The 22,633-nt window shown below is 66.9% G+C and carries 12 protein-coding genes; 9 read left to right on the forward strand and 3 right to left on the reverse strand.

The genetic code is table 11. The features are described from left to right. Positions 1 to 2: 2 nt before the first annotated feature. A complete protein-coding gene (locus HUA76_RS18355; RefSeq protein WP_174452990.1) occupies positions 3 to 1,586 on the reverse strand; it encodes a glycosyltransferase family 39 protein in 1,584 nt (527 codons plus the stop codon). A gap of 619 nt (positions 1,587 to 2,205) precedes the next feature. Here HUA76_RS18355 and HUA76_RS18360 point away from each other — a divergent pair. Genes HUA76_RS18360 through HUA76_RS18370 form a run of 3 tightly spaced genes read left to right on the forward strand, consistent with a single transcriptional unit; the run spans position 2,206 to position 6,939 of the window. Then, positions 2,206 to 4,269, forward strand: coding sequence for a PrkA family serine protein kinase (locus HUA76_RS18360; RefSeq protein ID WP_141644902.1), 2,064 nt, complete (start codon positions 2,206 to 2,208; stop codon positions 4,267 to 4,269). Positions 4,270 to 4,295: 26 nt separating this feature from the next. Then, entirely contained in the window at positions 4,296 to 5,405 is a 1,110-nt protein-coding gene (locus HUA76_RS18365; RefSeq protein ID WP_141644901.1) for a DUF444 family protein, read from the forward strand. A gap of 40 nt (positions 5,406 to 5,445) precedes the next feature. Then, complete coding sequence (locus HUA76_RS18370; protein ID WP_141644900.1) at positions 5,446 to 6,939, forward strand: SpoVR family protein; 1,494 nt, start codon at positions 5,446 to 5,448, stop codon at positions 6,937 to 6,939. A gap of 63 nt (positions 6,940 to 7,002) precedes the next feature. Here HUA76_RS18370 and HUA76_RS18375 read toward each other — a convergent pair whose 3' ends face one another. Beyond that, positions 7,003 to 8,064: a serine/threonine-protein kinase gene (locus HUA76_RS18375; RefSeq protein ID WP_254614329.1), complete on the reverse strand. Its 1,062-nt coding sequence runs from the start codon at positions 8,062 to 8,064 to the stop codon at positions 7,003 to 7,005. A 214-nt stretch (positions 8,065 to 8,278) separates the two neighbouring features. Between HUA76_RS18375 and HUA76_RS18380 the strand changes: the two genes are divergently transcribed. From HUA76_RS18380 to HUA76_RS18405, 6 genes are all read left to right on the forward strand, one after another. Further along, positions 8,279 to 9,178 (forward strand): sigma-70 family RNA polymerase sigma factor, encoded by a 900-nt coding sequence (locus HUA76_RS18380; RefSeq protein ID WP_174452989.1) that lies wholly within the window; start codon positions 8,279 to 8,281, stop codon positions 9,176 to 9,178. Between the two features lie 233 nt (positions 9,179 to 9,411). After that, positions 9,412 to 10,794, forward strand: a complete 1,383-nt coding sequence (locus HUA76_RS18385) for a S8 family serine peptidase (RefSeq protein WP_174461583.1) — start codon at positions 9,412 to 9,414, stop codon at positions 10,792 to 10,794. Between the two features lie 60 nt (positions 10,795 to 10,854). Then, a complete protein-coding gene (locus HUA76_RS18390) occupies positions 10,855 to 12,714 on the forward strand; it encodes a Hint domain-containing protein (RefSeq protein WP_246137378.1) in 1,860 nt (619 codons plus the stop codon). A gap of 147 nt (positions 12,715 to 12,861) precedes the next feature. After that, entirely contained in the window at positions 12,862 to 16,512 is a 3,651-nt protein-coding gene (locus HUA76_RS18395) for a choice-of-anchor A family protein (RefSeq protein WP_174461584.1), read from the forward strand. 48 nt (positions 16,513 to 16,560) lie between these two features. After that, positions 16,561 to 20,655: a M36 family metallopeptidase gene (locus tag HUA76_RS18400; protein WP_174461585.1), complete on the forward strand. Its 4,095-nt coding sequence runs from the start codon at positions 16,561 to 16,563 to the stop codon at positions 20,653 to 20,655. A 93-nt stretch (positions 20,656 to 20,748) separates the two neighbouring features. Next, complete coding sequence (locus HUA76_RS18405; RefSeq protein WP_141645402.1) at positions 20,749 to 21,930, forward strand: M23 family metallopeptidase; 1,182 nt, start codon at positions 20,749 to 20,751, stop codon at positions 21,928 to 21,930. Between the two features lie 24 nt (positions 21,931 to 21,954). Here the strand turns inward: HUA76_RS18405 and HUA76_RS18410 are convergent, their stop codons facing one another. Beyond that, the gene (locus HUA76_RS18410) at positions 21,955 to 22,545 is read right to left on the reverse strand and encodes a DUF2378 family protein (protein ID WP_174452983.1); all 591 of its coding nucleotides are present in this window, start codon (positions 22,543 to 22,545) and stop codon (positions 21,955 to 21,957) included. Between the last annotated feature and the right edge of the window lie 88 nt (positions 22,546 to 22,633).

A 22,633-nucleotide genomic window follows, 5' to 3' on the forward strand; every position in this document is an offset into this window, starting at 1 on the left:
CCCTACTCGCGGCGCCGGTACACGTGCAGCGGCGCGATGAACCCCTCGACCTCCTCGTAGCCGACGCCATCCAGCGTCAGCGTGCGGCCCTCCAGCTTCACGCCGGGGTCCTTCACCAGCGAGCCCTGGTCGAAGCGCACCAACACCTCCGGCCGAGCCTCCGCCAGCCGCTTGCGGAAGGTGTCCCAGCGCACGCGGGCGATGCGCTCCTCGGGCAGCCCGGAGAAGAAGGCCACCTGCAGGTCCATGTAGCTGGGGTCGTCGTCGAGGGCCACCGCGCCCCCCTTCGCCGCCACCTGCTCCTTCACGAAGTCCGCCACCCGCATCACCGGCACCGGGTTGGTCGACGTGGGACTCACCGGCCGCAAGGAGTCCTGCAGCCGCCCCTCCGCGTGGAAGGTGAACAGGCCCATGGCCACCGGCAGCGCCACCGCGAGCACCGCCGTCACGCCCACCACCGCCTTGCGCAGCCCCTCGCCCTTGCTGCCCACCAGCGCCGCGAAGCCGAAGGCCACGAACACCGGCAGCACCACCAACTGCGTCACCGTGAAGCGCCCCAGCGGCACGAAGTTCAACAGCACCACCGCGCGGAACGTGAAGTACGCGGTGGGCACCACCGCCGCCGCCACCAGCCAGCGCGTGTCCGGCCGCGCCTTCCACGCCTTCACCATGCCCACCATGCCCAGCAACGCCACGCCCGGCGACAGGGTGAGCAGCGCCACCCCGGGCCAGAAGAACAGCTGTTGCACCCGCCACCCGATGGCGGCCCCCGAACCCGCCGAGGACAGAACCCAGTTGCGATGGAAGTCCTCCACCGCCTTCACGGGGAAGAACGGATCGCCGTGCATCAGCTCGTTGCCCTGCATCCAAAGCAAGGGGAACGGCAGGCACGCCAGCCCGAAGCCCACCGCGCGCGTCAACGCCGCCACCTTGTCCTGGCTGCTGAAGACCAACGCCACGCAGAGCAGCGGGATGTACATCCACGCGTCGTAGCGCAGCGCGCACGCGAGGTTGAGCATCAGCGCGGCCTGGAACAGCGGCGCGAAGCGGTTCTCGTCCACCGCTTCCGCGTACAGCGCGAAGGCGGCCAGCATGAAGAACAGCGACACCGCCTCGCTGCCCGCCGTGGTGGAGAACTGCAGATGCATGCCCCAGGCGGCGAAGGCCAGCCCGGCCACCACACCCTCGCGCCAGCCGAACAGCCGCCGCGTCAGCGCGAACAGCGGCACCACCGACAGCACGCCGAACAGCAGGCTCACCACGCGCCCCGCCACCTCCCTGTCGAAGACCGACAGGGCCACGCCCACCAGGTACAGGTGCAGCGGACCGAACTGGTACGCGCCATCCCCGTACGCGGTGATGAGGTGCGGCTCGCGCAGCCAGCGCTCCGCCAGTTCCGTGCGCACCACCGCGTCGCCGTAGAGATTCTCGTTGAGGAAGAACACCACCAGCCGCGGCAACAGGGCCACCACCAGCAGAATCCCCACGAGCCAGCGCGTGCTCGGCTCGTGCGCGGGGGTGGGGACCGCCGCGAGGCTCGGCACGGGGGACGAAGGGTGGGAGACAGGAGTAGGTGCGGTCGCCATGACGCGCGGCAGGATACGCAGGCACGGCACAAAGCCAAGCTGGCGACCCCCGCTTCCGCCGCCCTCGCCCTCCCAGCGACTTCACCCTCAGCGAAGCCCGCCCCGAAACGCCCGGAGCCTCACCGCGCGTGCGTCTTCTTCCAGCCCGCCCACCGTACGCAAATGGGCGAAGGTATCACCCTCCAGGCCCGGGTCGCCCGCCTGGCTGCCGCTCTTTCCTCGCACGAACGCAAACCCTGACGCCGACATGTGGAGCGAACGGAGACGCCGCCCCACAACCAGCGGACAGTTGGCCCTTCCGCGGGCGCCCGAAAACCCTTCAGGCGTTCAATACCCCTCGCGTTCGGGGGGGGCACCTACCCCCTCGCCAGCGCCGCCCTATAATCACCTCTGCCTCTTCACCCCGTGGAGGGGGCGCGCCTGGTCGGCGTCCTGCCCCTGACACGAGCGTAACGCGCGGTCCCATTCCGCGGCGGGGTCCCGAATTGGCTGCAGGGCTGTCGTGCCTGGGACCTCGGCGGGATGGTTGTGGAATGGCAATCCAGCCCTCCAGGTTCACCATTCTGGCCCCCTCGGGTGTGAACATTTCGCACCCCTGGACGGCCCCCGAGGGAGAGACATGAGGGACGCTGAAAAGGGTTCGTGGGTCTCCAGAATCGCCGCGCTCCAGGACGCGAAGACCTACGCGGAGCTCACCTGGGAGGGCTCATTCGAGGACTACCTCGAAATCGTCCGCAAGAACCCCAAGGTGACACGCACCGCCTTCCAGAGGATCTACGACATGATCCTCAGCCACGGGAAGACGGAGTACATCGACAACAAGAAGAAGCTCATCCGCTACCACTTCTTCAGCGACGAGAAGTTCGGCGGCCGCGACGCCATCTTCGGCCTGGACGTGCCGCTGATGAAGCTGGTGAACGTCTTCAAGTCCGCGGCCCAGGGCTACGGCACCGAGAAGCGCGTCATCCTGCTGCACGGCCCCGTCGGCTCCTCCAAGTCCACCATCGCCCGCCTGCTCAAGAAGGGCACGGAGGACTACTCCAAGACGCCCGAAGGCGCCGCATACACCTTCTCCTGGACCACCGACAAGAAGCTGCCGGATGGCACCACCGTGAAGGAGAAGATGAAGTGCCCCATGAACGAGGAGCCCCTCAACCTCGTTCCCCGGGAGTGGCGCCCCAAGGTCTACGCGGAAATCTCCCCGCCGGAGTCCGGCCACACGATTCCCGACGGCTCCGAGCTGTGCCCCGCGTGCCGCTTCGTCTTCAAGGACCTGATGACGCAGTACCACGGTGACTTCGCCCGGGTGATGGACCACATCCACGTCCACCGGCTCATCTTCAGCGAGAAGGACCGCGTGGGCATCGGCACCTTCCAGCCCAAGGATGAGAAGAACCAGGACTCGACCGAGCTCACCGGCGACATCAACTACCGGAAGATCGCCGAGTACGGCTCCGACTCCGACCCGCGCGCCTTCAACTTCGACGGCGAATTCAACATCGCCAACCGCGGCATCATCGAGTTCGTCGAGGTGCTCAAGCTGGACGTCGCGTTCCTCTACGACCTGCTCGGCGCGTCGCAGGAGCACAAAATCAAGCCGAAGAAGTTCCCGCAGACGGACATCGACGAGGTCATCCTCGGCCACACCAACGAGCCTGAGTACAAGAAGCTCGAGAACAACGAGTTCATGGAGGCCTTGCGTGACCGCACGGTGAAGATTGACGTGCCGTACATCACCAAGCTCGCGGAGGAGGTGAAGATCTACGAGAAGGACTTCAACTCCCGCGCCATCAAGGGCAAGCACATTGCCCCGCACACGCTGGAGATGGCCGCCATGTGGGCCGTCCTCACCCGCCTGGAGGAGCCCAAGAAGCACAACCTCTCCCTCCTCCAGAAGCTCAAGCTCTACAACGGCAAGACGCTCCCCAACTTCACCGAAGACAACATCAAGGAGCTGCGCAAGGAGAGCAACCGGGAGGGCCTGGAGGGCATCTCTCCGCGCTACATCCAGGACAAGATCTCCAACGCACTGGTGAGCGACAAGGGCGAGGGCTGCATCAACCCCTTCATGGTCCTCAACGAGCTGGAGGCGGGTCTCAAGACGCACTCGCTCATCAGCAACGAGGACGCGCGCAAGCGGATGAAGGAGCTGCTCACGTCCGTGAAGCAGGAGTACGAGGACATCGTCAAGAACGAGGTCCAGCGCGCCATCTCCGCCGACGAGGACGCCATCGGCAAGCTGTGCGGCAACTACATCGACAACATCAAGGCCTACACCCAGAAGGAGAAGGTCAAGAACAAGTACACCGGCCTCTACGAAGAGCCCGATGAGCGCCTGATGCGTGCGATTGAGGAGAAGATAGACATCCCCGACAGCCGCAAGGATGACTTCCGCCGCGAAATCATGAACTACATCGGCGCGCTGGCGGTGGAGGGGAAGACCTTCAACTACCGGACGAACGAGCGGCTGCACAAGGCGCTGGAGCTGAAGCTGTTCGAGGACCAGAAGGACAGCATCAAGCTGAAGAACCTCGTCTCCTCCGTCGTGGACAAGGAGACCCAGGAGAAGATCGACCTGGTGAAGGACCGGATGATGAAGAACTACGGCTACTGCGAGATCTGCTCCACGGACGTGCTGAACTTCGTGGCGAGCATCTTCGCCCGCGGCGACGCGAAGGAGTAACCACCTCAGGAGAAGGGCGAGCCGTCGTGACCTTGAAGATCCACCAGGACCATTCCCGCTTCAAGCAGATCGTCCGCGGGAAGATCAAAGCCAACCTGCGCAAGTACGTGCAGAAGGGCGAGATGATTGGGAAGAAAGGCAAGGATGCCATCAGCATCCCCATTCCCTTCATCGACATCCCTCGCTTCAAGTACGGCCACAAGGAACAGGGCGGCGTCGGACAGGGAGAGGGCGAGGTGGGTCAGCAGCTCGGCCCCGGGGCGGTGGAGCCCGGGGAGGGCCACCAGGCCGGCCAGGGCGAGGGAGACCACGCCCTGGAGGTGGACGTCACGCTCGAGGAGCTGGCGCAAATCCTGGGCGAGGAGCTGTCGCTGCCCAACATCGAGCGGCGCCACAACGAGAAGATCGTCACCCAGAAGATTCGCTACACCGGCATCAACACCACTGGTCCCGAATCGCTCAGGCACTTCAAGCGCACCTTCAAGCAGGCCCTGCGGCGGCAGATCGCCGCGGGCACGTACGACCCCGCGCGCCCGGTCATCATCCCCACGCGAGAAGACCGCCGCTACCGCAGCTACAAGCTCCAGGATTTGCCGGAGACCAACGCGGTCATCATCTACATGATGGACGTGTCCGGCTCCATGGGTGACGAGCAGAAGGAGATCGTCCGCATCGAGAGCTTCTGGCTCGATACGTGGCTGCGTCATCAATACAAGGGCCTGGAGGCGCGCTACATCATCCACGATGCGGTGGCGCGCGAAGTGGACCGCGACACCTTCTTCCACACCCGCGAGTCCGGCGGGACGATGATCTCCAGCGCCTACAAGCTCTGCCGGGACATCATCCTGGCGGACTACCCCAAGAGCGCGTGGAACATCTACCCGTTCCACTTCAGCGACGGTGACAACTGGAGCGCGGACGACACGCGCCAGTGCATCGAGATGCTGCGCAACGACGTGCTGCCCAACGTCAACCAGTTCGCCTACGGACAGGTGGAGTCCCCCTACGGCAGCGGCCAGTTCATCAAGGACTTGCGCGAGGCGGTGGGAGACACCCCCAACGTCGCGCTCAGCGAAATCGCGGACAAGGACGCCATCTACGCGTCCATCAAGGACTTCCTCGGCAAGGGCCGCTGACGTCTGGCCTCCCCCACGTGCCCCTCGGAGAGACTTCCCGATGCCCAAGAGCCTCACACCCCGTCTCGCCGCGCTGAGGGACGAAATCCACGGCTACGCGAAGGAGTTCGGCCTCGACTTCTTCGACACCGTCTTCGAGATGGTGTCCTACGACGAGATGAACATGGTGGCCGCCTACGGCGGCTTCCCCACGCGCTACCCCCACTGGCGCTGGGGCATGGAATACGAGCAGCTCGCGAAGGGCTACGAGTATGGGCTCAGCAAAATCTATGAGCTCGTCATCAACAATGACCCTTGCTACGCCTACTTGATGGAGAGCAATCCGGAGGTGGACCAGAAGCTGGTCATGGCCCACGTCTACGGACACTGCGACTTCTTCAAGAACAACTTCTCCTTCCGCCACACCAACCGGCGGATGATTGACGAGATGGCCAACCACGCCACGCGGGTGCGCCGCTGGGTGGACAAGATTGGCGTGGAGAAGGTCGAGGACTTCATCGACCGCACGCTCAGCCTGGAGAACCTCATCGACCAGCACTCGCCCCACATCCGGCGCAACCCGGACCCCCGGCGGGCGGAAGACGAGCTGAAGGCCAACGAGCGCGTGGAGGGCTTCAAGGTCGGCCGCGAGTACATGCGCGGCTACATCAACCCGTCGGAGTTCCTCGACTCCCAGCGCAAGAAGGTGGAGGACGAGAAGCAGCGCGCCAAGAAGTTCCCCGAACGCCCCCAGCGCGACGTGCTGCTCTTCCTGCTGGAAGAGGCGCCGCTGGAGCCGTGGGAGTCGGACATCCTCGCGATTCTGCGCGAGGAGGCGCATTACTTCGCGCCGCAAGGCCAGACGAAAATCATGAACGAGGGCTGGGCCAGCTACTGGCACTCCACCATCATGACCCGCCGCGCCCTGCGCGATGACGAAATCATCGACTACGCGGACCACCACTCCGGCACCATGGGCACCCGCCCCGGCGCCATCAATCCCTACAAGCTGGGCATCGAGCTGTGGCGGGATATCGAGGAGCGGTGGAACAAGGGCCGCTTCGGCAAGGAGTGGGACGAGTGTGACGATTTGCGCGCTCGCCGCTCCTGGGACAAGAAATCGGGCGCTGGCCGCGAGAAGATTTTCGAGGTCCGCAAGCACTACAACGACATCACCTTCATCGACACGTTCCTGACGCCCGAATTCGCGATGGAGCAGAAGCTCTTCGTGTATGGCTTCAATGACAAACGCAACTCGTGGGAGATTCTCGACCGCGAGTTCCGCAAGGTGAAGAGCAAGCTGCTCCAGGGGCTCACCAACTTTGGCCAGCCCATCATCGAAGTCGTGGACGGCAACCACGAGAACCGGGGAGAGCTGCTGCTCGCGCACAAACACGACGGGCAGGACCTCAAGGGCGACTACGCCCGAGAGACGCTCAAGAACCTCCAGTCCCTCTGGCGCCGGCCCGTCAACATCATCACCCGCTATGACAACAAGGGCGTGATGCTCCGGTTCGACGGGACGACGCAGACGGAGAAGAAGGTCGAGCTGTAGCGTCCCGCGCCGCGGCCCGCGCCGGGACGCTGACGCAGGCTCACCAGGCGGCGACGTGAAGCGTCAGAGCGTGGTGAGCCCTTCCCAGGGTTGGTGGACGGCACCCGGAGAAGCCCTCTCCGGGGAAAAGGCCGCTTCGCCTCCAAGCGGTGTCATCAGGCGCTCCAGCGCCAGGCACAACGCATCCGCGAGGCCGAAGCGCCCGGCGGGGTCGTCCGCGAGGCAGCGCTCGATGGCCCCCGCGAAGTCCCGGTCGATTCCCGGCACCAGCTCCGTCAACGGCACCAGGCTCCCGGCTCGCGGCCCTGCCAGCGGCGCGGTGGCGGTCGGCCTCACGCGGGGAACCTTGCCCGTGCACAGCTCGTACAGCAGGAGGCCCAGCGCGTAGAGGTCACTCTGCGGCGTGGCCGCCGCGCCCAGGCGAACCTCGGGCGCCATGTAGCGAGGCGTACCGACGACGCCCGGCACGGCCCAGGGCGTCGAGCGGTCCGTCCCCACGAAGGCGGCCAGCCCGAAGTCGAGCAGCTTGATGGTGCCGTCTGAGTCCAGGATGGCATTGCCCGGCTTGAGGTCACGGTGAAGCACACCGCGCTGGTGCGCGGCCCTCAGTCCCCGTGAGAACCCCAGGGCGATGTCCAACACGTAGCGCCAGGGCAAGGGCAAGGGCAGCTCCGCCAGGCTCTTCCCATCGACGTATTCGTACACCAGATAGGGCCGCCCCTCGATTTGACCGGCGCGGAAGACGGTGACGACATTCGGGTGCTTGATGCGCGCGATGGCCCGCGCCTCGATGGCGAAGCTCGCCAGCGTGCTCGTGTCCGGCTGCAGCGCGACGCTGAGCTTCAGCGCGACCAGCCGGTCCAAGGACGTGTCGTGCGCCAGATACACGGCCCCCATCCCCCCGCGCCCCAGAAGCCGCATCAATCGGAACTCGTCCAGCTCCGTCGGCGGCGTCCACGTCTCCCCCAGGGGGGGCATCCGATGCGGAGCGAACACCGACTCCGCCGGGTCCAGGTGAAACGCCTCGCTGCGCACGACGGCCACCAGCAACTCGCGGCAAGCCGGGCACGCCGCGGCATGGTGATGGACCCGGGCACGCGCCCCTGTCTCCAGCCCCCCTTCCATCAGGGCCACCACCTCTTCTTCGCACAGGCAGCTGGATGAAAGGATTTGCCACCCCCCTGAAGCACCCCGGGTGAAGCCTCGCACAAAACGGGCCTCATTCGGAAAACCTGGAAACTCGCCCTTTTCATGCCCAAAGACGACCTCCACCCAGATTACCCTGCCTAGCCAGCAAGGTCATACGCTGGGATATAATGGCGCCCAGAAGGGGGGGGGCTTGGCATTCGCACCGTTATTCCTCGCGCGCATCGGCACTCGCGGCGAAGGGGCCCAGCCCCCTGACGGCCTCGAGCAGCAACTGCTGCGTTGCTGGAGGGCGGGCAGCGAACAGTGGCCAGACATCCCCCTGGGCGCCGACGCCTTCGTCTGTCATCTGGCCACCCACGTCCCCCACCGGGCGTCAGGCGACGCGCTGGCGCACCTGCTCGCCCAGCTCGTGCCAGCGGACCTCTTCCTCGCGTGTGCGTGCGCGGAGGGCCTTCCCTCGGCGCTCGCCGCCTTCGAGCGACACCACATGGCGAGCCTGCCCTCCGTGCTCGCGCACATGCGGCTGTCCCCCGCGGTGGTCGACGAGGTCCGCCAACGCGTCCGGGAGCGGCTGCTGGTGCGCGGCCGAGGCGCACCGAAGATCGCCGAGTACTCCGGTCGGGGCACCCTGGCCAACTGGGTGCGGGTCATCTCCCTGCGCACGGCCCTGAGCCTGCTCCGGACGACCCACGACGAAGGCCCACTCAGTGACGCCCTCCTGGAGCTGCTCCCCGCCCCCCACTCGGACCCGGAGCTCGAGGTCATCCAGCGCCGCTACCACGACGAGTTCCGCCGGGCCCTGGAGGACGCCTTCGCCGCCCTCCCCAGCGAACATCGCTACCTGCTCCGCCTGCACTTCGTGGATCACCTCTCCACGACCAAGATTGGCGCCCTCTTCAGCGTCAACCAGTCCACCGTCTCCCGGTGGCTCCAGAGCGCCCAACAGGCCGTGCACGACGAGACGCGACGGCTGCTCATGGAACGCCTGGACCTCTCCTCCCAGGAGTTCACCAGCGTGCTCCGGACCGTGGAGAGTCAAATCAATCTCAGCCTCAGCAGCATCCTCAATGAAAGTATTCACTCTAAGTGAAATTTGAGAATCTCTGCATAGGTTGAAGCCAGCGGGCGTCATTAACTCGCGAACATTGCGTTGGCACCCCGTCCCCGGAGTCGCCGTCTAGCGGATTCCCGTGGGTGCCTGGCGCCACACGGCCTCGGCCTCGAGCGGTCTCCCCCGCCGCTCCCCCACTCCAGCACATCCACCTGGCAGCGGAGCCCCGTTGCCATCGCGCCACCAGTCCACCTGCCCCACGCGGAGACGACATGCGATCCCCACAGCCTCACTTCTTCCGCGGCCCTCGAAACAGGGCCCAGGTCCTGTCCGCGCTCGCAATCCTCGCCCTGGTGGGGAGCGGCGGCTGTGAGCGACAGACGCAAGAGCCCCAGGCCGACACGAGCCTCTCTCACGAGCGCGTGCGCCTGGCGAAGGCACCCGACGACCTGCGCATCCCCGATGAGTACATCGTCGTCTTCTCCGAAGGGGTCACCGGGATGGCCATCGACGCGGCGGCGAACCAGATCGCCCGCGCGGGTGGAGGCAACTCGCTGATGCACCCGTACTCGGTCATCCCCGGGTTCGCCGCGCGGCTGGACAAGGCGGAGCTCGACCGGCTGATGCGAAACCCGGGCGTGGCGTCCATCCACGAGAACCAGCAGGTCTCGCTCACGGGGCTGGTCCCCAGCCCCGCGGATGGCATCGACCGGGCGGACCAGCGCCAGGGCCACGACGGCACCTACAACGACCATGGCAGCACGGGCGCCGGGGTCCATGTGTATGTCCTGGACACGGGCCTCAACGCGGAGCACTCGGAGTTCTCCGGCCGGGTGGGCGAGGGGTTCACCTCCGTGGTCGACGGCCTGGGCACTGACGACTGCAACGGCCACGGCACCCACGTGAGCAGCACCATCGCGGGCACCCTCTACGGGATGGCCAAGGAGGCCACCGTCCATCCCGTGCGGGTGTTGCGCTGCACGGGCAAGGGAAGCTGGGCTGGCATCATCGCCGGCCTGAACTTCGTCGGGACGCACTGTCCCCTCCAGGATGGGCCCTGCGTCGTCAACATGAGCCTGGCCGGGGAAACGTTCGTCCCCGTCAACACCGCGGTGGCCAACCTGGTGAATCAGGGCATCACCGTCGTGGTCGCCGCTGGCAATGACAACGTGGATGCCTGCACCCGCTCCCCCTCGAGCGAACCCAAGGCCATCACCGTCGCGGCCGTCGACGACGCGGACACCCGGGCGGGGTTCTCCAACTGGGGGCAATGCGTGGACCTGTTCGCCCCGGGCGTGAGCATCCTCGGCGCGTCCATTGGTGACGCGGTGGCCACCCACGTCGACGACGGGACCTCCATGGCCAGCCCCCACGTCGCGGGGGCCGTGGCCCAATACCTGAGCACCCACCGCTCGGCCACCCCGACGCAGATCAACACCAACCTCAAGGCCTCGGCGACCCTTGACTGCGTACTGCATCCCCAGAACTCGCCCAACGTGCTGCTCTTCAGTGACTTGAACCAGGGCAACTTCGTCTGCGCGGCGCCCGGAAGCTGCGTGGGGCTCTGCGGCGAGGCCGCGGACGGCTGCTTCTGCGACCCGGGCTGCGCGGAGTTCGGCGACTGCTGCCCCGACTACGCCCAGGTGTGTGAGTGATTTGAACGTGTCTGGATGTCCTTGACGGCGGTCTGAAGCGGAGGAGGCACTATGATGGGAATGCGTCGTTTTCTGGTGATGGGTTGCACCACGGGACTGGCGTTGCTGTCGGGCTGCACGTCGGCGCCCCGGGATGAACAGGTGGCGAACTTCGGCCGCACCAGGCAAGGAGTGGGAGATGCCTCGCGGCTGACCAAGGCCGAGTGGGCCACGTACCAGGCAGACCAGAGCTACCTGCACGGCATCGCCAAGCCCGACGTCCGCATCCGCCTGAACCTGGCGGACCCGGCACAGTACCGCTTCGCGCTCGCGCGGCTCAAGATCGCCGGCAAGACGCCGGAGAACTCTCCCTACCTGTTCGAGGCGATGGAGACGCGGCACCGCGAGCACGTGGCCCTGGGCTACAAGCCGGGCCTGCTGCCCGTGAGCAAGGACCTCGCGGAGAACTCCGCCGCGCGGCAGGAGCAGCACGTCATCGCCGCCGCGAGCACGGGTGAGGACACCGACGTCCTCAACGATGGCACGGGCACGTCCACGTCCTCGTTCCCGGGCGGCTCCTTCTACACCTATACGGACACGACCTATACCGACACCACGGGGTACCCGCTGGGCGAGCTCATCTGGGGTGAGCAGTACGACCTCGGAACGAACGTGACGGTCAACGCCAAGGGCAACCTGGCCCTGACCCGGCTCACGCGCTACCGGATTGCGTCCTACAAGGCCGAGGACACCGTGGAGGGCTTCACGGACTCGTACGTCTTCAAGGAGGTCGGCTCCGACGTCGCGACCACCACCACCCAGCAGCCGCGGCTGAACCTCCCGCCGGTCATCGAGGCGCCGCTGGACATCAAGTTCAACGACAACCTCATCTCCGTGTGCCTCAACCGCACCTGGACCCAGGACTGCGACTACGACCTGACGGGCAATCCCCAGTCCGTCAAGCTGCCGTTCAAGGGCAACGTCTCCATCCGCAGCGCGCACACGTTCAACGAGGCGGTCATCAATCAGTACCGCGTCGACCTGAACAACAACGTGGCGCGTCCCGACTCCGGTCACATCAAGCTCATCCTCACCAACGTGGGCGGCGGCTGCGATGTCACGGACACCAACACCCTGCAGGCCAAGATGGCGCAGTTCTGGAACCGCGTGACGCTGAGCTCGGACAAGAAGACGCTCTACTGGGACATGACGGAGGCCAACGCCGCGTTCTTCGACGACGGCTGCCGCCAGGTGCAGGACACGGTGAAGCTGACGGCGCAAATCACGCTGCCGCTCGTGCTCGTCTCCGGCACCGTCTCCACGCCCTACCAGTCCTCCATCACCCTGAGCAACGACGACCTGGTGGACCGGCCGAGCTACTCCTTCAAGAAGCTCACCATCACCAACAGCTGCCTGGCGGCGGGGACTGAAATCGAGCTGGCCGCGGGCAAGGTGGCGCCCATCGAGTCGGTGAAGGCCGGTGACCGGGTGCTCAACCCGCACCAGCCCGCGCTCACCGTCATGGACACGGCCATCGGCGTGGAGACCGTGCCCATGGTGCGCATCCGCAGCGAGTCCGGCCGCTCCCTGCTGATGACGGAGATGCACCCCATCCAGGTCATGGCGCGCGGCATGGTCCAGGCCCGCTCCCTGAAGAAGGGCGACGTGGTCATGACCAAGACGGGCCCCAGCAAGCTCGTCGACGTCAGCCGCGAGCCGTACGCCGGCAAGGTCTACAACGTCAAGGTGGGCTCGGATGCGGAGAAGCTGGCGCTCGCCGCGGACCAGACCGTCGTCTACGCCAACGGCTTCGTGGTGGGTGACGGCCAGATTCAGCAGAAGTACGAGTCCATCGCGATGACGAGCAAGGACGGCAATGTGCTCGCCCACCTGCCCAAGAAGTGGCACCGCGACTACGTGATGTCCGCCAAGCGCAAGTAGAGCGCGCCTGGCTCGCGGCCTGAGTCAGGCCCCTGCTCGGAAGACCCGGCCACCCAGTGGGAAACCGCTGGGTGGCCGTGCCCGTTATCGCCCACCGAAGCCCGCATCCCACGTGCCACACCAGCTCAACACCACGGAGTGAACCTGATGCAGACGCGCACCGTTCTCCTGCTCCCGTTTGTCGTAGCGCTCGCCGTGGCGTGTGGTGACGCCAGTCTCCCTCCGCCCGAGCCGGAACAGCCACGAGCCTCCAGGCTGCGCGCCGACGCCAGGACGGAGCGGCTGCGCCTCGCGGGCCAGTTCATGGCGCCAGCGCCAGCAACCTCCAGCACCCTGAACGCCACGGCCGCGGCGCTCGCCGCGGCCATGGACGCTCCCGCGGGGACCACCGCCACGCTCACGGCGCCCGCGGATGACTCGGCGCTCGTGCTGCCCACCTTCGGGGTCATCAAGCCCCGCATGGGAAACACCCTGGCCGTCCTGAGCACCGGCACCATCAACCAGCATGCGACGCGCGCCACCGAGCCCGGCACGGACTTCACGCCCACGGGAATCGAGGGGGACGCGGTGACGCTGCGGCTCACCTTCAACGTGCGCGCGGGAATCTCCCGCATGTCTTTCGACTATCGCTTCCTGAGCGCCGAGTCGCCCGACTACGTCGGCAGCGAATTCAATGACGTGTTCACGGTCCGGGTGACCGATGCCACGAACACGCGCATCATCGAGCAGACGTCGGTGAACAGCGCCGAATTCTTCGATGCCTCCGCCACGCGCGCCGGAGGCTCCGGGTTCGACCTGCTCGCCGACGACCCGGATGGCATCGACTACTTCCCCATCACCTACCCGTCCACCATCCCCACGTTCCCGGACATGGGCATCACCAACTACAAAATCATCAACATTCCCATCAGGGGCGGTGGGCCCGTCACCCTCGAGTTCTCCATCCAGGACCTCGGGGACGGCATCCTGGACTCGGCGGTGGTCCTGGACAACATCACCTTCGGGACCTTCCAGGTGGTCGACCCGAACCCCGAGCTCATCGACAGGAGCTCGCGCACGGTGTCGCAAGACCTGGAGGCGCTCGCGAACGAGGAGAACGGCGCCTCCATTCGCGCGGTGGTCGCCGATGGCGAAACCAAGCTCGTCGTGCGCGCCAAGGTCAGCGGCGCTGGAAACATGGTGTTCTCCGTGCCCGCCGCCACCGGGAACCCGAACGGCGTCTTGAGCGCCATTGGGAGTTCCACCGTGAGCAACACGGTGTCGGTCCCCGCCGTGCAGCTCAGCACGGGCTTCTACGCGCTGGCGCTGTATACGAGCCCCGAGGACTTCAACAACGGCACCTCCGCCGGGGTCAACAAGCGGACCACGACGCTCTCCGCGGCCTTCACCCCGACGGGAGGGACCGCTGTCACGGAGACGCTCCCGCTCAACATCATCCGCCCCCCCCTGGTGGTCGTTCATGACATCTGGTCCAGTTGCCTGTTCTGGACGGGCAGCGCCCGCATCTCCGGCAACCCCCTGTTCGACGTCACCTGTGCGGACTACGCGCTCTACAATTCGGCGGGCATCGAGTCTCCGCAGAACGTCGACGTCGTCTCGAAGGCCGTGGACGAAGCCTTGACCGAGCACCGCCATGACAATGTCGCCGTCACCCAGGTCGACGTCATCGGCCATGGCATGGGCGGATTGATGGCCCGCAAGTTCGTCGACCGGACCGACTACCACGACGACTCGAACCTCGGAAAAGGCTACTTCAACCGGCTCATCACCGTGAACACCCCCCACCTGGGCACGCGCATCGCGGACGAGGTCGTGAGGATGCGAACGTCCTTGAACGCATCGGAGATGACCGCCGTCAGGAACATGTTGCGCAACTTCGGCGTCAAAATCGACGGGGCCGAGGGAGGAGCCATTGATGACCTCGTGACGCAGAGCCCGACCATCAACAGCATCCAGACCACCGTGGTCCCGTCGCATGTGCTGGTCGGCACCGGAGGAAACACCATCGAGCACGGTACCGCCTTCGAGATGCTGCTTCCCTCCACCCGGACGCTGTACATCAACATGCAGAACAGACACCCCTATACCAAGGGCGCCGAGTCCTCTGTGAAGGACAGGCTCATCCTGACCAAACTGGACACCGTCACAGGCAACAAGAGCCGCATCTTCTGCGACGACCCGTACGACCTCTTCCTCGCCGAGGCAGACCAGCGGGGAGGGCTCGCCAACAACAGCACCAGCACCCCATTGACCACCTTCCCGGTCGTCAGCGGCGACAACGACTCCGAACACTTCCAGGTCATGAGCAACGACGCCCAGGACAACCGGATCGTCGAGCTGCTCAACAGCCCCGTCAAGGGCCCCTTGTTCGCCACGTCCATGCCCGCCCCAGGACTCCTGACCCGGGAGAACAGCTGCCCGCCCACCCTGGCGCCCCTCGAGGACAGCCCCCCACCCCCAGAGCCGCTCCCCTTGCTGGCGGGCGCCATGCAAATCGTCTCGCCGGCCGCGGGCACGCCTGTGACGCCGGGGAGCCTGATAACGGTGAGCCTGCAAGGCACCGGAGGCTTCCTACCCGTGAGCGCGCTCGTCGGAGGCGTGGGCCACGGGGCGTTCATGAAGACCGCGCCCTTCACGACCCAGCTCCGGATTCCGAGGGATGCCATTGGCACGGTGACGCTCACCGCCTATGGCTTCGATGCGACGGGCACCTCCGCGGAGTCCCCTCCGCTCGTGCTTCCCGTGACCACCACGGCGAAGCTGACGTCCATGTCCGTCATCAACGGCGACTCCACGCTTCGCGGCGTGGGCTCGACACGGCACCTGGTCGTGGTGGGCCACTATGACGACGGCGTGAAGCGCGACATCTCCTCGCCCGCGCTGGGCACGGTGTACTCCGCGTCCAACGCGGACGTCGCCACGGTGACCCTGGGTGGAACCGTGACGTCTCAAGGCGTGGGGCTCGCGACCATCGTCATCCGGAATGGGGGCCTCCACACCAGCATCACCGTGAAGGTCAGCGAGGGCAGCACCCGCCAGTGTCTCGATGTCCACCTGGGGGACTACAACCTCTTCGTCCAGGAGGACTATCGCGAGGGCATCGACGTCGGAGGACAGGTGGCCGCCGGCGGCAACATCTCCCTCAAGGACTTCCAGGTCGGCTGGAAGCTCCCCGCGACGGAGACCACCAACGTCCTGGTCGCGGGTGGCAATCTCATCCTCAACAACGGCACGGTCTGGGGCAATGCCAGATATGGCGGACAGCTCCTTCCCCAGGGCTCGGTCGTGGTGAACCGCGGCACCGCGGCGCGAGGCAATCCCATCGACTTCGCCGCGCGCTTCACCGCGCTGCGCGCGCTCTCCACCCGCCTGTCCAACCTGCCTTCCGCGGGCACCGTCATCATCGAGAGCTGGGGGGGCGTCCTGCTGCGCGGTGTCAACCCCGAGGTGAATGTCTTCAACGTGGAGGCCAGCGTGTTCACCAACGCCACGCTGCTCTCCCTCGAAGCCCCCGCCAACTCCCTGGCTGTCATCAACGTCCGCGGAACCACGGCGCGCTTCGCCAACTTCGGACACGTCTTCACGGGTGGCATTGACGAGCACGGCGTCCTCTTCAACTTCCCCGAAGCAACCGCCATCACCGCCTTTGACTATGGCTTCTACGGCACAGTCCTTGCACCCAATGCCCATTTCAGCTTCGCGAACGGCAGTTGGGTGGGAGGAATCTACGCACGCTCACTGATAGGCAATGCTGTTGGCCATATCAGCCGGCTGCGGGATACTACCATCTGCCAGTAAGGGCCGGCGCTCCCGTCAAGGGAAGGCAGTGAATCCGTGGGGGGTCAAGTGGCCAAGAGTCTTGTGAGCAGTGTTCCCACCGTGGTGTGGGCCCTGGCGATAGGCACAGGGTGTGCGGTGGAACTCCCCACGGGAAGCGCTCCCGACCCGAGCAGACAGGTCGGGAGCGCCGCGGCGCTCCCCTCCGTCGCGGTCGTCTCTCGCGACGTGGACCGGAACACTCCGACCCTGGTGTGGGCCGAGCGCGCCACGTCGCGCCCGAATCCCAGCCATGACACCCCCGAGGCGGCCGCGCGTGCCTATCTGGAGCAGCAGGCGCCGCTGTATGGATTGTCCCCGGCCGACCTGCGCGCGGCGTATGTCCATCGCGTGCATGACATTGGCCGGGGCGGAATCATCGTCTTCTTCAGGCAGCGCGTCGCGGGCCTGGAGGTGGTGCGCAATGAGTTGAAGGTGCTCCTGACCCGGGACCTGGCGCTCGTGGGCCTCACGGGCCACCTGAGTCGTGGGGTGGAGCGCGCCCAGCAGCTCGCCGGCTCCCCCCTGACGACCGCCAGTCCCCGCCAGTCCCCTGGCGAGGCGGTGCTGAGCGCGCTCGGGGACATGTATGGCCAATCCCTGGCGGGTGAAGTCCACGAGGTGCGTCACGCCCAGGCGGGGGGCTCTTTCTTCGACTTCGTGCCCGACAGCGTGGACAAGCGCTCCGGTGTCTCCCTGGTGACTCCGGCCCGGGTCAGGCAGGTGTACGTCCCCGTGAGGGGTCAGCTGCTCCCAGCCTACTCGGTGGAGCTCCTCGCCGAGCGCGCGGGGGATGAACACCCGCGAGGACATGGCTACCTGCTCCACGTGGAGGATGGGCGCGTGCTCCATCGCCGCGACCGCGTCATGGCGGACGCGTTCACGTACCGCGTCTGGGCGGATGCGAATGGCGTCCCGCTGGACAGCCCCCAGGACGACTACACCCCTCACCCGAAAGGCGAACCCGACGGACGGGAGCCGGGATTCACCCAGCCGATACAGGTGTCCGCGGAGGGATTGGTCCACCCCGGCACGCTCCAGGTGGACCCGTGGCTGCCCGCCGGGGCGACCCGGACCGCTGGCAATAACGTGTGGGCCTACGCCGACCACTACAGCCCGGACGGCTTCTCCGAGGGTCCCGCCGGGAAGGACGCGCAAGCGTTCGTCACGCCAGGCACGCGAGACTTCCCGCATGAATACGACACCAGCGCCGCCCCCCTGGCCTCTCAAACACAGACATCCGCGTCGGTGGTCCAGTTGTTCTACACCACCAACTGGTTGCACGACTATTTCTACCTCTCTGGCTTCGATGAGCAGGCGGGCAACACGCAGACCGACAACCTGAATCGAGGCGGAGAGGCCAACGACAGGTTGCTGGCCGAGGCCCAGAACCAGGGGCCGGATGCGCGGGCGCGCAACAATGCCTTCGCCTTCGTCCCCTCGGACGGGGTGTCTCCCCGGCTGGAGTTCTACCTCTGGGAGACACCCGAGGTCCGCGCGTTCTCCGGCACGGGTTTCTCATACACCACCGGCAAGGCCGCGTTTGGCGCCCGGGACTTCAACCTGCAGAAGCCCCTGGTCCTCGCGGATGACGGGCAGGCGCCTGGAGAAGACGGGTGCCAGCCGCTGGTGAATGCCAACGCGGAGGACGCCATCATCGTGGTCAACCGGGGTGGCTGCACGGACGAGCGCAAGGCCATCCACGCGGAGGCCGCCCTGGCGGCGGGCCTCATCGTCATCAATCACGTCCCCGGTGCCCCGGCGCCCACCCTGTTCGAGGGAGACCCGGCGCCCAATCCCTCACTTCCGGTGCTGTCCCTCTCCTACGAGGATGGACAGGCGCTCAAGGCGCTGCTCGCGCAGGGCCCCTCGCAGGGGACCATGAGGCGCGCGGCCAGCGCCGACAGGGATGGCACCCTGGACAACACCATCGTGGCCCACGAGTGGGGGCACGTGCTCTTCCATCGCCTGGCCGAATGCTCGACGCCGCAGTGCGACGCCATGAGTGAAGGCTGGAGTGACTTCACGGCCCTCCACCTGATGCTGCGCGAGAATGACAACCTGGATGGGACGTTCGCGGTGGGCGGCTTCGCGGCCCAGCTCCGGGGGGAGAGTTCCTACTTCGGTGTCCGTCGGATTCCCTACTCGCGGCTGGCGACGAAGAACGCGCTCAGGTTCCGGCACATCACCCAGGGCACCGCCCTGCCCGCGACCCACCCGGTGCGCTCCAACGCGTTTGGGAACGCCCAGATGCACAACGCCGGCGAGGTCTGGGCCAGCATGCTCTTCGATGGCTACCTGGCCCTGGTCGCGCAGAGCCGGGGGAACTCGCCGCGCATCCCCTCCTTCGCCGAGGCCAGGCGACGCATGGCCGACTATGTGGTCACCGGGATGATGCTGGCGCCGGTGGACGCCACCTTCACGGAGCAGCGGGACGCGCTGCTCATGGCCGCCGCGGCGAAAGACCTCCAGGACATGGAGCTGCTGGCCCAGGCCTTCGCGGACCGCGGCGCCGGCTCCTGCGCGGTGTCGCCGCCACGCGACTCCGTGGGCTTCAGCGGGCTCGTCGAGGCCCAGCACCTTCAATCCGACCTGAGGCTGGAGGGCGTCACGCTGAAAGAAGGCGCGCGCTCCTGTGACAACCACGACGGGGTGCTGGATGGCGCGGAGACGGGCAGAATCGAAGTCACCGTCAGGAACCACGGCCCCGCCGACGCCTCCTCCGCGAGAGTGACGGTCTCCAACGGCCCGACGACCCTGCTGTTCCCCCAGGGGAACTTCGTCACCGTGGACGTCGTGGCGCCGTTCTCGGCCCGGACGGTTTCGATTCCAGTCGAGCTGGCCCTCTCGGTGGGTTCGGCGAGCATCGCGCGCTACGACGTCACCCTCGACAGCGCCACCTCCTGCCAGACGTCCTCCACCCAGCAGCACACCGCGCAGCTCGACTATGACCTGGTCCCGTCCGTGACGGACAGGGTCGAGGGCCACCGGAGCACCTGGGTGCCCGACGTGCTCGAAGGTGAAGCAAGCCAGACCTGGCGCATCCAGGAGTCGCCGCGCGCTCCGGGGGACCGCATCTGGTTCGCGCAGGATGCCTTCGACTTCGCGGACACGGCGCTGCAGACCCCGGAGATGGTCATCCCCGCTGGCAGGCGGTTCAGCCTGTCGTTCGAGCATCGCCACTCCTTCGCCTACTTCACCAGCGAGCACACCGGCGTGACGGACTACTGGAACGGGGGCGTCATCGAGTTCACCCGGAACAATGGTCAGACCTGGCAGGACGTCAGCACCCTCGTCACCGCGGGCCTGGACTATGGCGGCCCCCTCGACACGGAGACCGGCAACAACCTGGGGGGCAGACTCGCCTACGTGAAGGAGAACGCGGCCTGGCCCAACACCAACACCGTCACCCTGGACTTCGGGACCCGGCTCCAGGGCAGCACGGTGAAGCTGCGCTTCCGCCTGGGCTCGGCCCTGGCGCTCGAGGCCCACGGCTGGGAAATCGACAACATCACCGTCCAGGGCGCCACCGCGCCGCCCTTCCTGAAGCTCGCCGCGGACGTCGGCACCTGCCATCCCCGCGTCGTCGTCGGAGTGGACCAGACCGTCTTCAGTGGCGACCCGGTGACGCTCGATGGCGAGGGGAGCACCGACCCGAATGGAGACACGCTGGCATTCACCTGGAAGCAGCTCACGGGCCCCACCGTGACGCTGGATGTGAGTGACCCGGAGCGGCCGGGCTTCACCGCGCCCACCGTCCAGGTGGACACGGACCTGACGTTCGAGCTGACCGTGAGTGACGCGGAGCTCTCCGCCTCCGCCCCGGTGAAAGTCACCGTCCGGCCACGCCCCGTCGTCGTGGACGCGGGCCAGGACGCCGGCCCCGACCCTGAACCGGACGCCGGCGCTGATGCGGGCTCCGACGCGGGGACCGACGCCGGCTCCGACGCGGGGACTGACGCCGGCTCCGACGCGGGGACCGACGCCGGCCCCGTGCCCGAGCCTCCCAAGCGCCCCGGTGAACACACGGGCTGCACCAGCTTCGGGGGCGGCGCGGGGCTCGCGGGGCCTCTCGGAATGCTCGGCGTGCTGCTGCTCATGGCCCGGCGCCGGCGCCGGAGCTGACTCGGCGAAGCAGCCAGGCAGGCAGGCTCGGGAAAAACCCGAGCCGCCAGTTGGGCAGGGGCGCGAGTGTCCACTACACTCGCTCCCCGCCCCATGCGACTTGCCCCCCTCTTCGCCCTGGCCGCCCTGCTGACCGTGTCCTCCGCTTCCGAGGCCGCCGTCCGGTACGACATCAAGAATCGCCGGATTGAACCGCGCCAGACGTTGGCGGGCGCGCTGCATGAGGCCCAGTTACCCGACGCCCAGGTGACCGCGGTCATCTCCGCGCTGGAAGGCGTGTTCGACTTCCGCAAGTCCCGCGTGGGAGACCAGTTCCGCATCGTCCTGCGCGATGGCGAGCTGGACTTCTTCGACTACCGCCAGAGCCTCGTCGACGAGTGGCAGGTGCGCCGCGACGGCGAGAAGTACGTGGGCAGCAAGCGCTCCATCGAAGTCGAGAAGCAGGTGTCCGTCGTCTCGCTCGAAATCCAGACGTCGCTCTACGAGGCGGCGGTGGACGCGGGCGAGGACCCGGCCATCGGCATGGTGCTGGCGGACGTGTTCGCCTGGGACATCGACTTCTACCGGGACGTGCGCAAGGGCGACACCGCGCGGGCGCTGGTGGAGAAGTTCGTCTCCAAGGGCCGCGTGCTGCGCTACGGCGAGGTGCTCGCCGCCCAGTACGTCGGCGGCCTCGTCGGCCCCAAGAAGGTCTACCGCTACGTCCTGCCGGACGGGCAGCCCAACTACTTCCAGGAGGACGGCGCCAGCGCGAAGAAGACCTTCCTCAAGAGCCCGCTGAAGTACGCGCACGTCACCAGCAAGTTCGGCTCGCGCTTCCACCCGGTGCTCCAGTACCTGAAGAACCACAACGGCGTGGACTACGGCACGCCCATCGGCACGCCCGTGTGGGCCGTGGCGGACGGCACGGTGACTCAGGCGGGCTGGGCCGGCGCGGCCGGCAACATGGTCGTCCTGCGCCACGCCAACGGCTTCGAGACGCAGTACATGCACCTGTCGAAGGTGGGTGAGGGCGTGCGCGTGGGCGCGCGCGTCAGCCAGAAGCAGGTCATCGCCTATTCGGGCAACACCGGCCGCTCCACCGGACCGCACCTGCACTTCGGCATGAAGCGCGGCGGCGGCTACACCAACCCGCTCAACCAGCAGTTCCCCCGCGCGGACCCGCTGCCCAAGACGCTCCTGCCGGACTTCCTCGCCAAGGCGCAGGAGCTCGCGGGACAGATGGAGGCCGTCTCCGTGGCCGCCGTCGCCGGACAGGCCCCCGCGGCGCCCTGAGGCGGCACCGGGGCCGACAGCGGACTACTCCCAGACGATGTCGTAGTCCGCCGCGAAGTAGCCGTGCGGCGTGCCCACGACGGTGCCCTTGCACTGGATGGCCTTCAGGGCCTCCTGGAGCACCCCTTCGTGGAACTGCACCGGCTGCATGTCGCCGTGGAAGGACAGGCGCACGTGGCGCTCGCTCAGCACGGAGTACTCCCGGCGCCCGTAGCTCACCAGCGTGGAGTAGGCGGTGGGCGCGTTGGACAGGAGCCGCTTGGGGTCGCCCTTGCCAATCAGCCGCGTCAGCGTCTGGCCCACCGTGGAGGAGAAGAAGCCCGTCACGGCGGCCGCGCCACACGCGCGCACCGCGTCCTCCTGGGAGGTGAAGCGCCCCGCCTTCGCGAGCGCGTCAGACGTGGCGTACAGCAACCGGATGGCGTCCACCGCGGAGTAGGAGAAGAAGTCCACCGGTGAGCGCTTGAAGAGCGGCTCGCGCAGCCGGGCGGCCGTGTCCGGCCCCAGCTGCTTCTCCGCGAGCGTCAGCACCGCGTTGAAGATGAGGCCGCGGACCGTGTCTTCGGGCCGCACCAGCGCGAGCCGCTGGTCCAAGTCATTCTTCGGGAAGGCCATGACCGTTGATTTCTACATCAAACCGGCCTGCCAGGGGCGCCCGTTCCACGCGAGCGCTGTGGGAAAGCAGGCGGATGGGCGCGCATCG

The sequence above is a fragment of the Myxococcus sp. CA056 genome (assembly GCF_013336715.1).
Taxonomy (GTDB): Bacteria; Myxococcota; Myxococcia; order Myxococcales; family Myxococcaceae; genus Myxococcus; species Myxococcus llanfairpwllgwyngyllgogerychwyrndrobwllllantysiliogogogochensis.

Coding starts and splice junctions, on each gene's coding strand:
- HUA76_RS18355 (WP_174452990.1), bottom strand. CDS start 1,586: ATGGCGACCGCACCTACTCCTGTCTCCCACCCTTCGTCCCCCGTGCCG.
- HUA76_RS18360 (WP_141644902.1), top strand. CDS start 2,206: ATGAGGGACGCTGAAAAGGGTTCGTGGGTCTCCAGAATCGCCGCGCTC.
- HUA76_RS18370 (WP_141644900.1), top strand. CDS start 5,446: ATGCCCAAGAGCCTCACACCCCGTCTCGCCGCGCTGAGGGACGAAATC.
- HUA76_RS18375 (WP_254614329.1), bottom strand. CDS start 8,064: ATGGAAGGGGGGCTGGAGACAGGGGCGCGTGCCCGGGTCCATCACCAT.
- HUA76_RS18385 (WP_174461583.1), top strand. CDS start 9,412: ATGCGATCCCCACAGCCTCACTTCTTCCGCGGCCCTCGAAACAGGGCC.
- HUA76_RS18390 (WP_246137378.1), top strand. CDS start 10,855: ATGCGTCGTTTTCTGGTGATGGGTTGCACCACGGGACTGGCGTTGCTG.
- HUA76_RS18395 (WP_174461584.1), top strand. CDS start 12,862: ATGCAGACGCGCACCGTTCTCCTGCTCCCGTTTGTCGTAGCGCTCGCC.
- HUA76_RS18405 (WP_141645402.1), top strand. CDS start 20,749: ATGCGACTTGCCCCCCTCTTCGCCCTGGCCGCCCTGCTGACCGTGTCC.
- HUA76_RS18410 (WP_174452983.1), bottom strand. CDS start 22,545: ATGGCCTTCCCGAAGAATGACTTGGACCAGCGGCTCGCGCTGGTGCGG.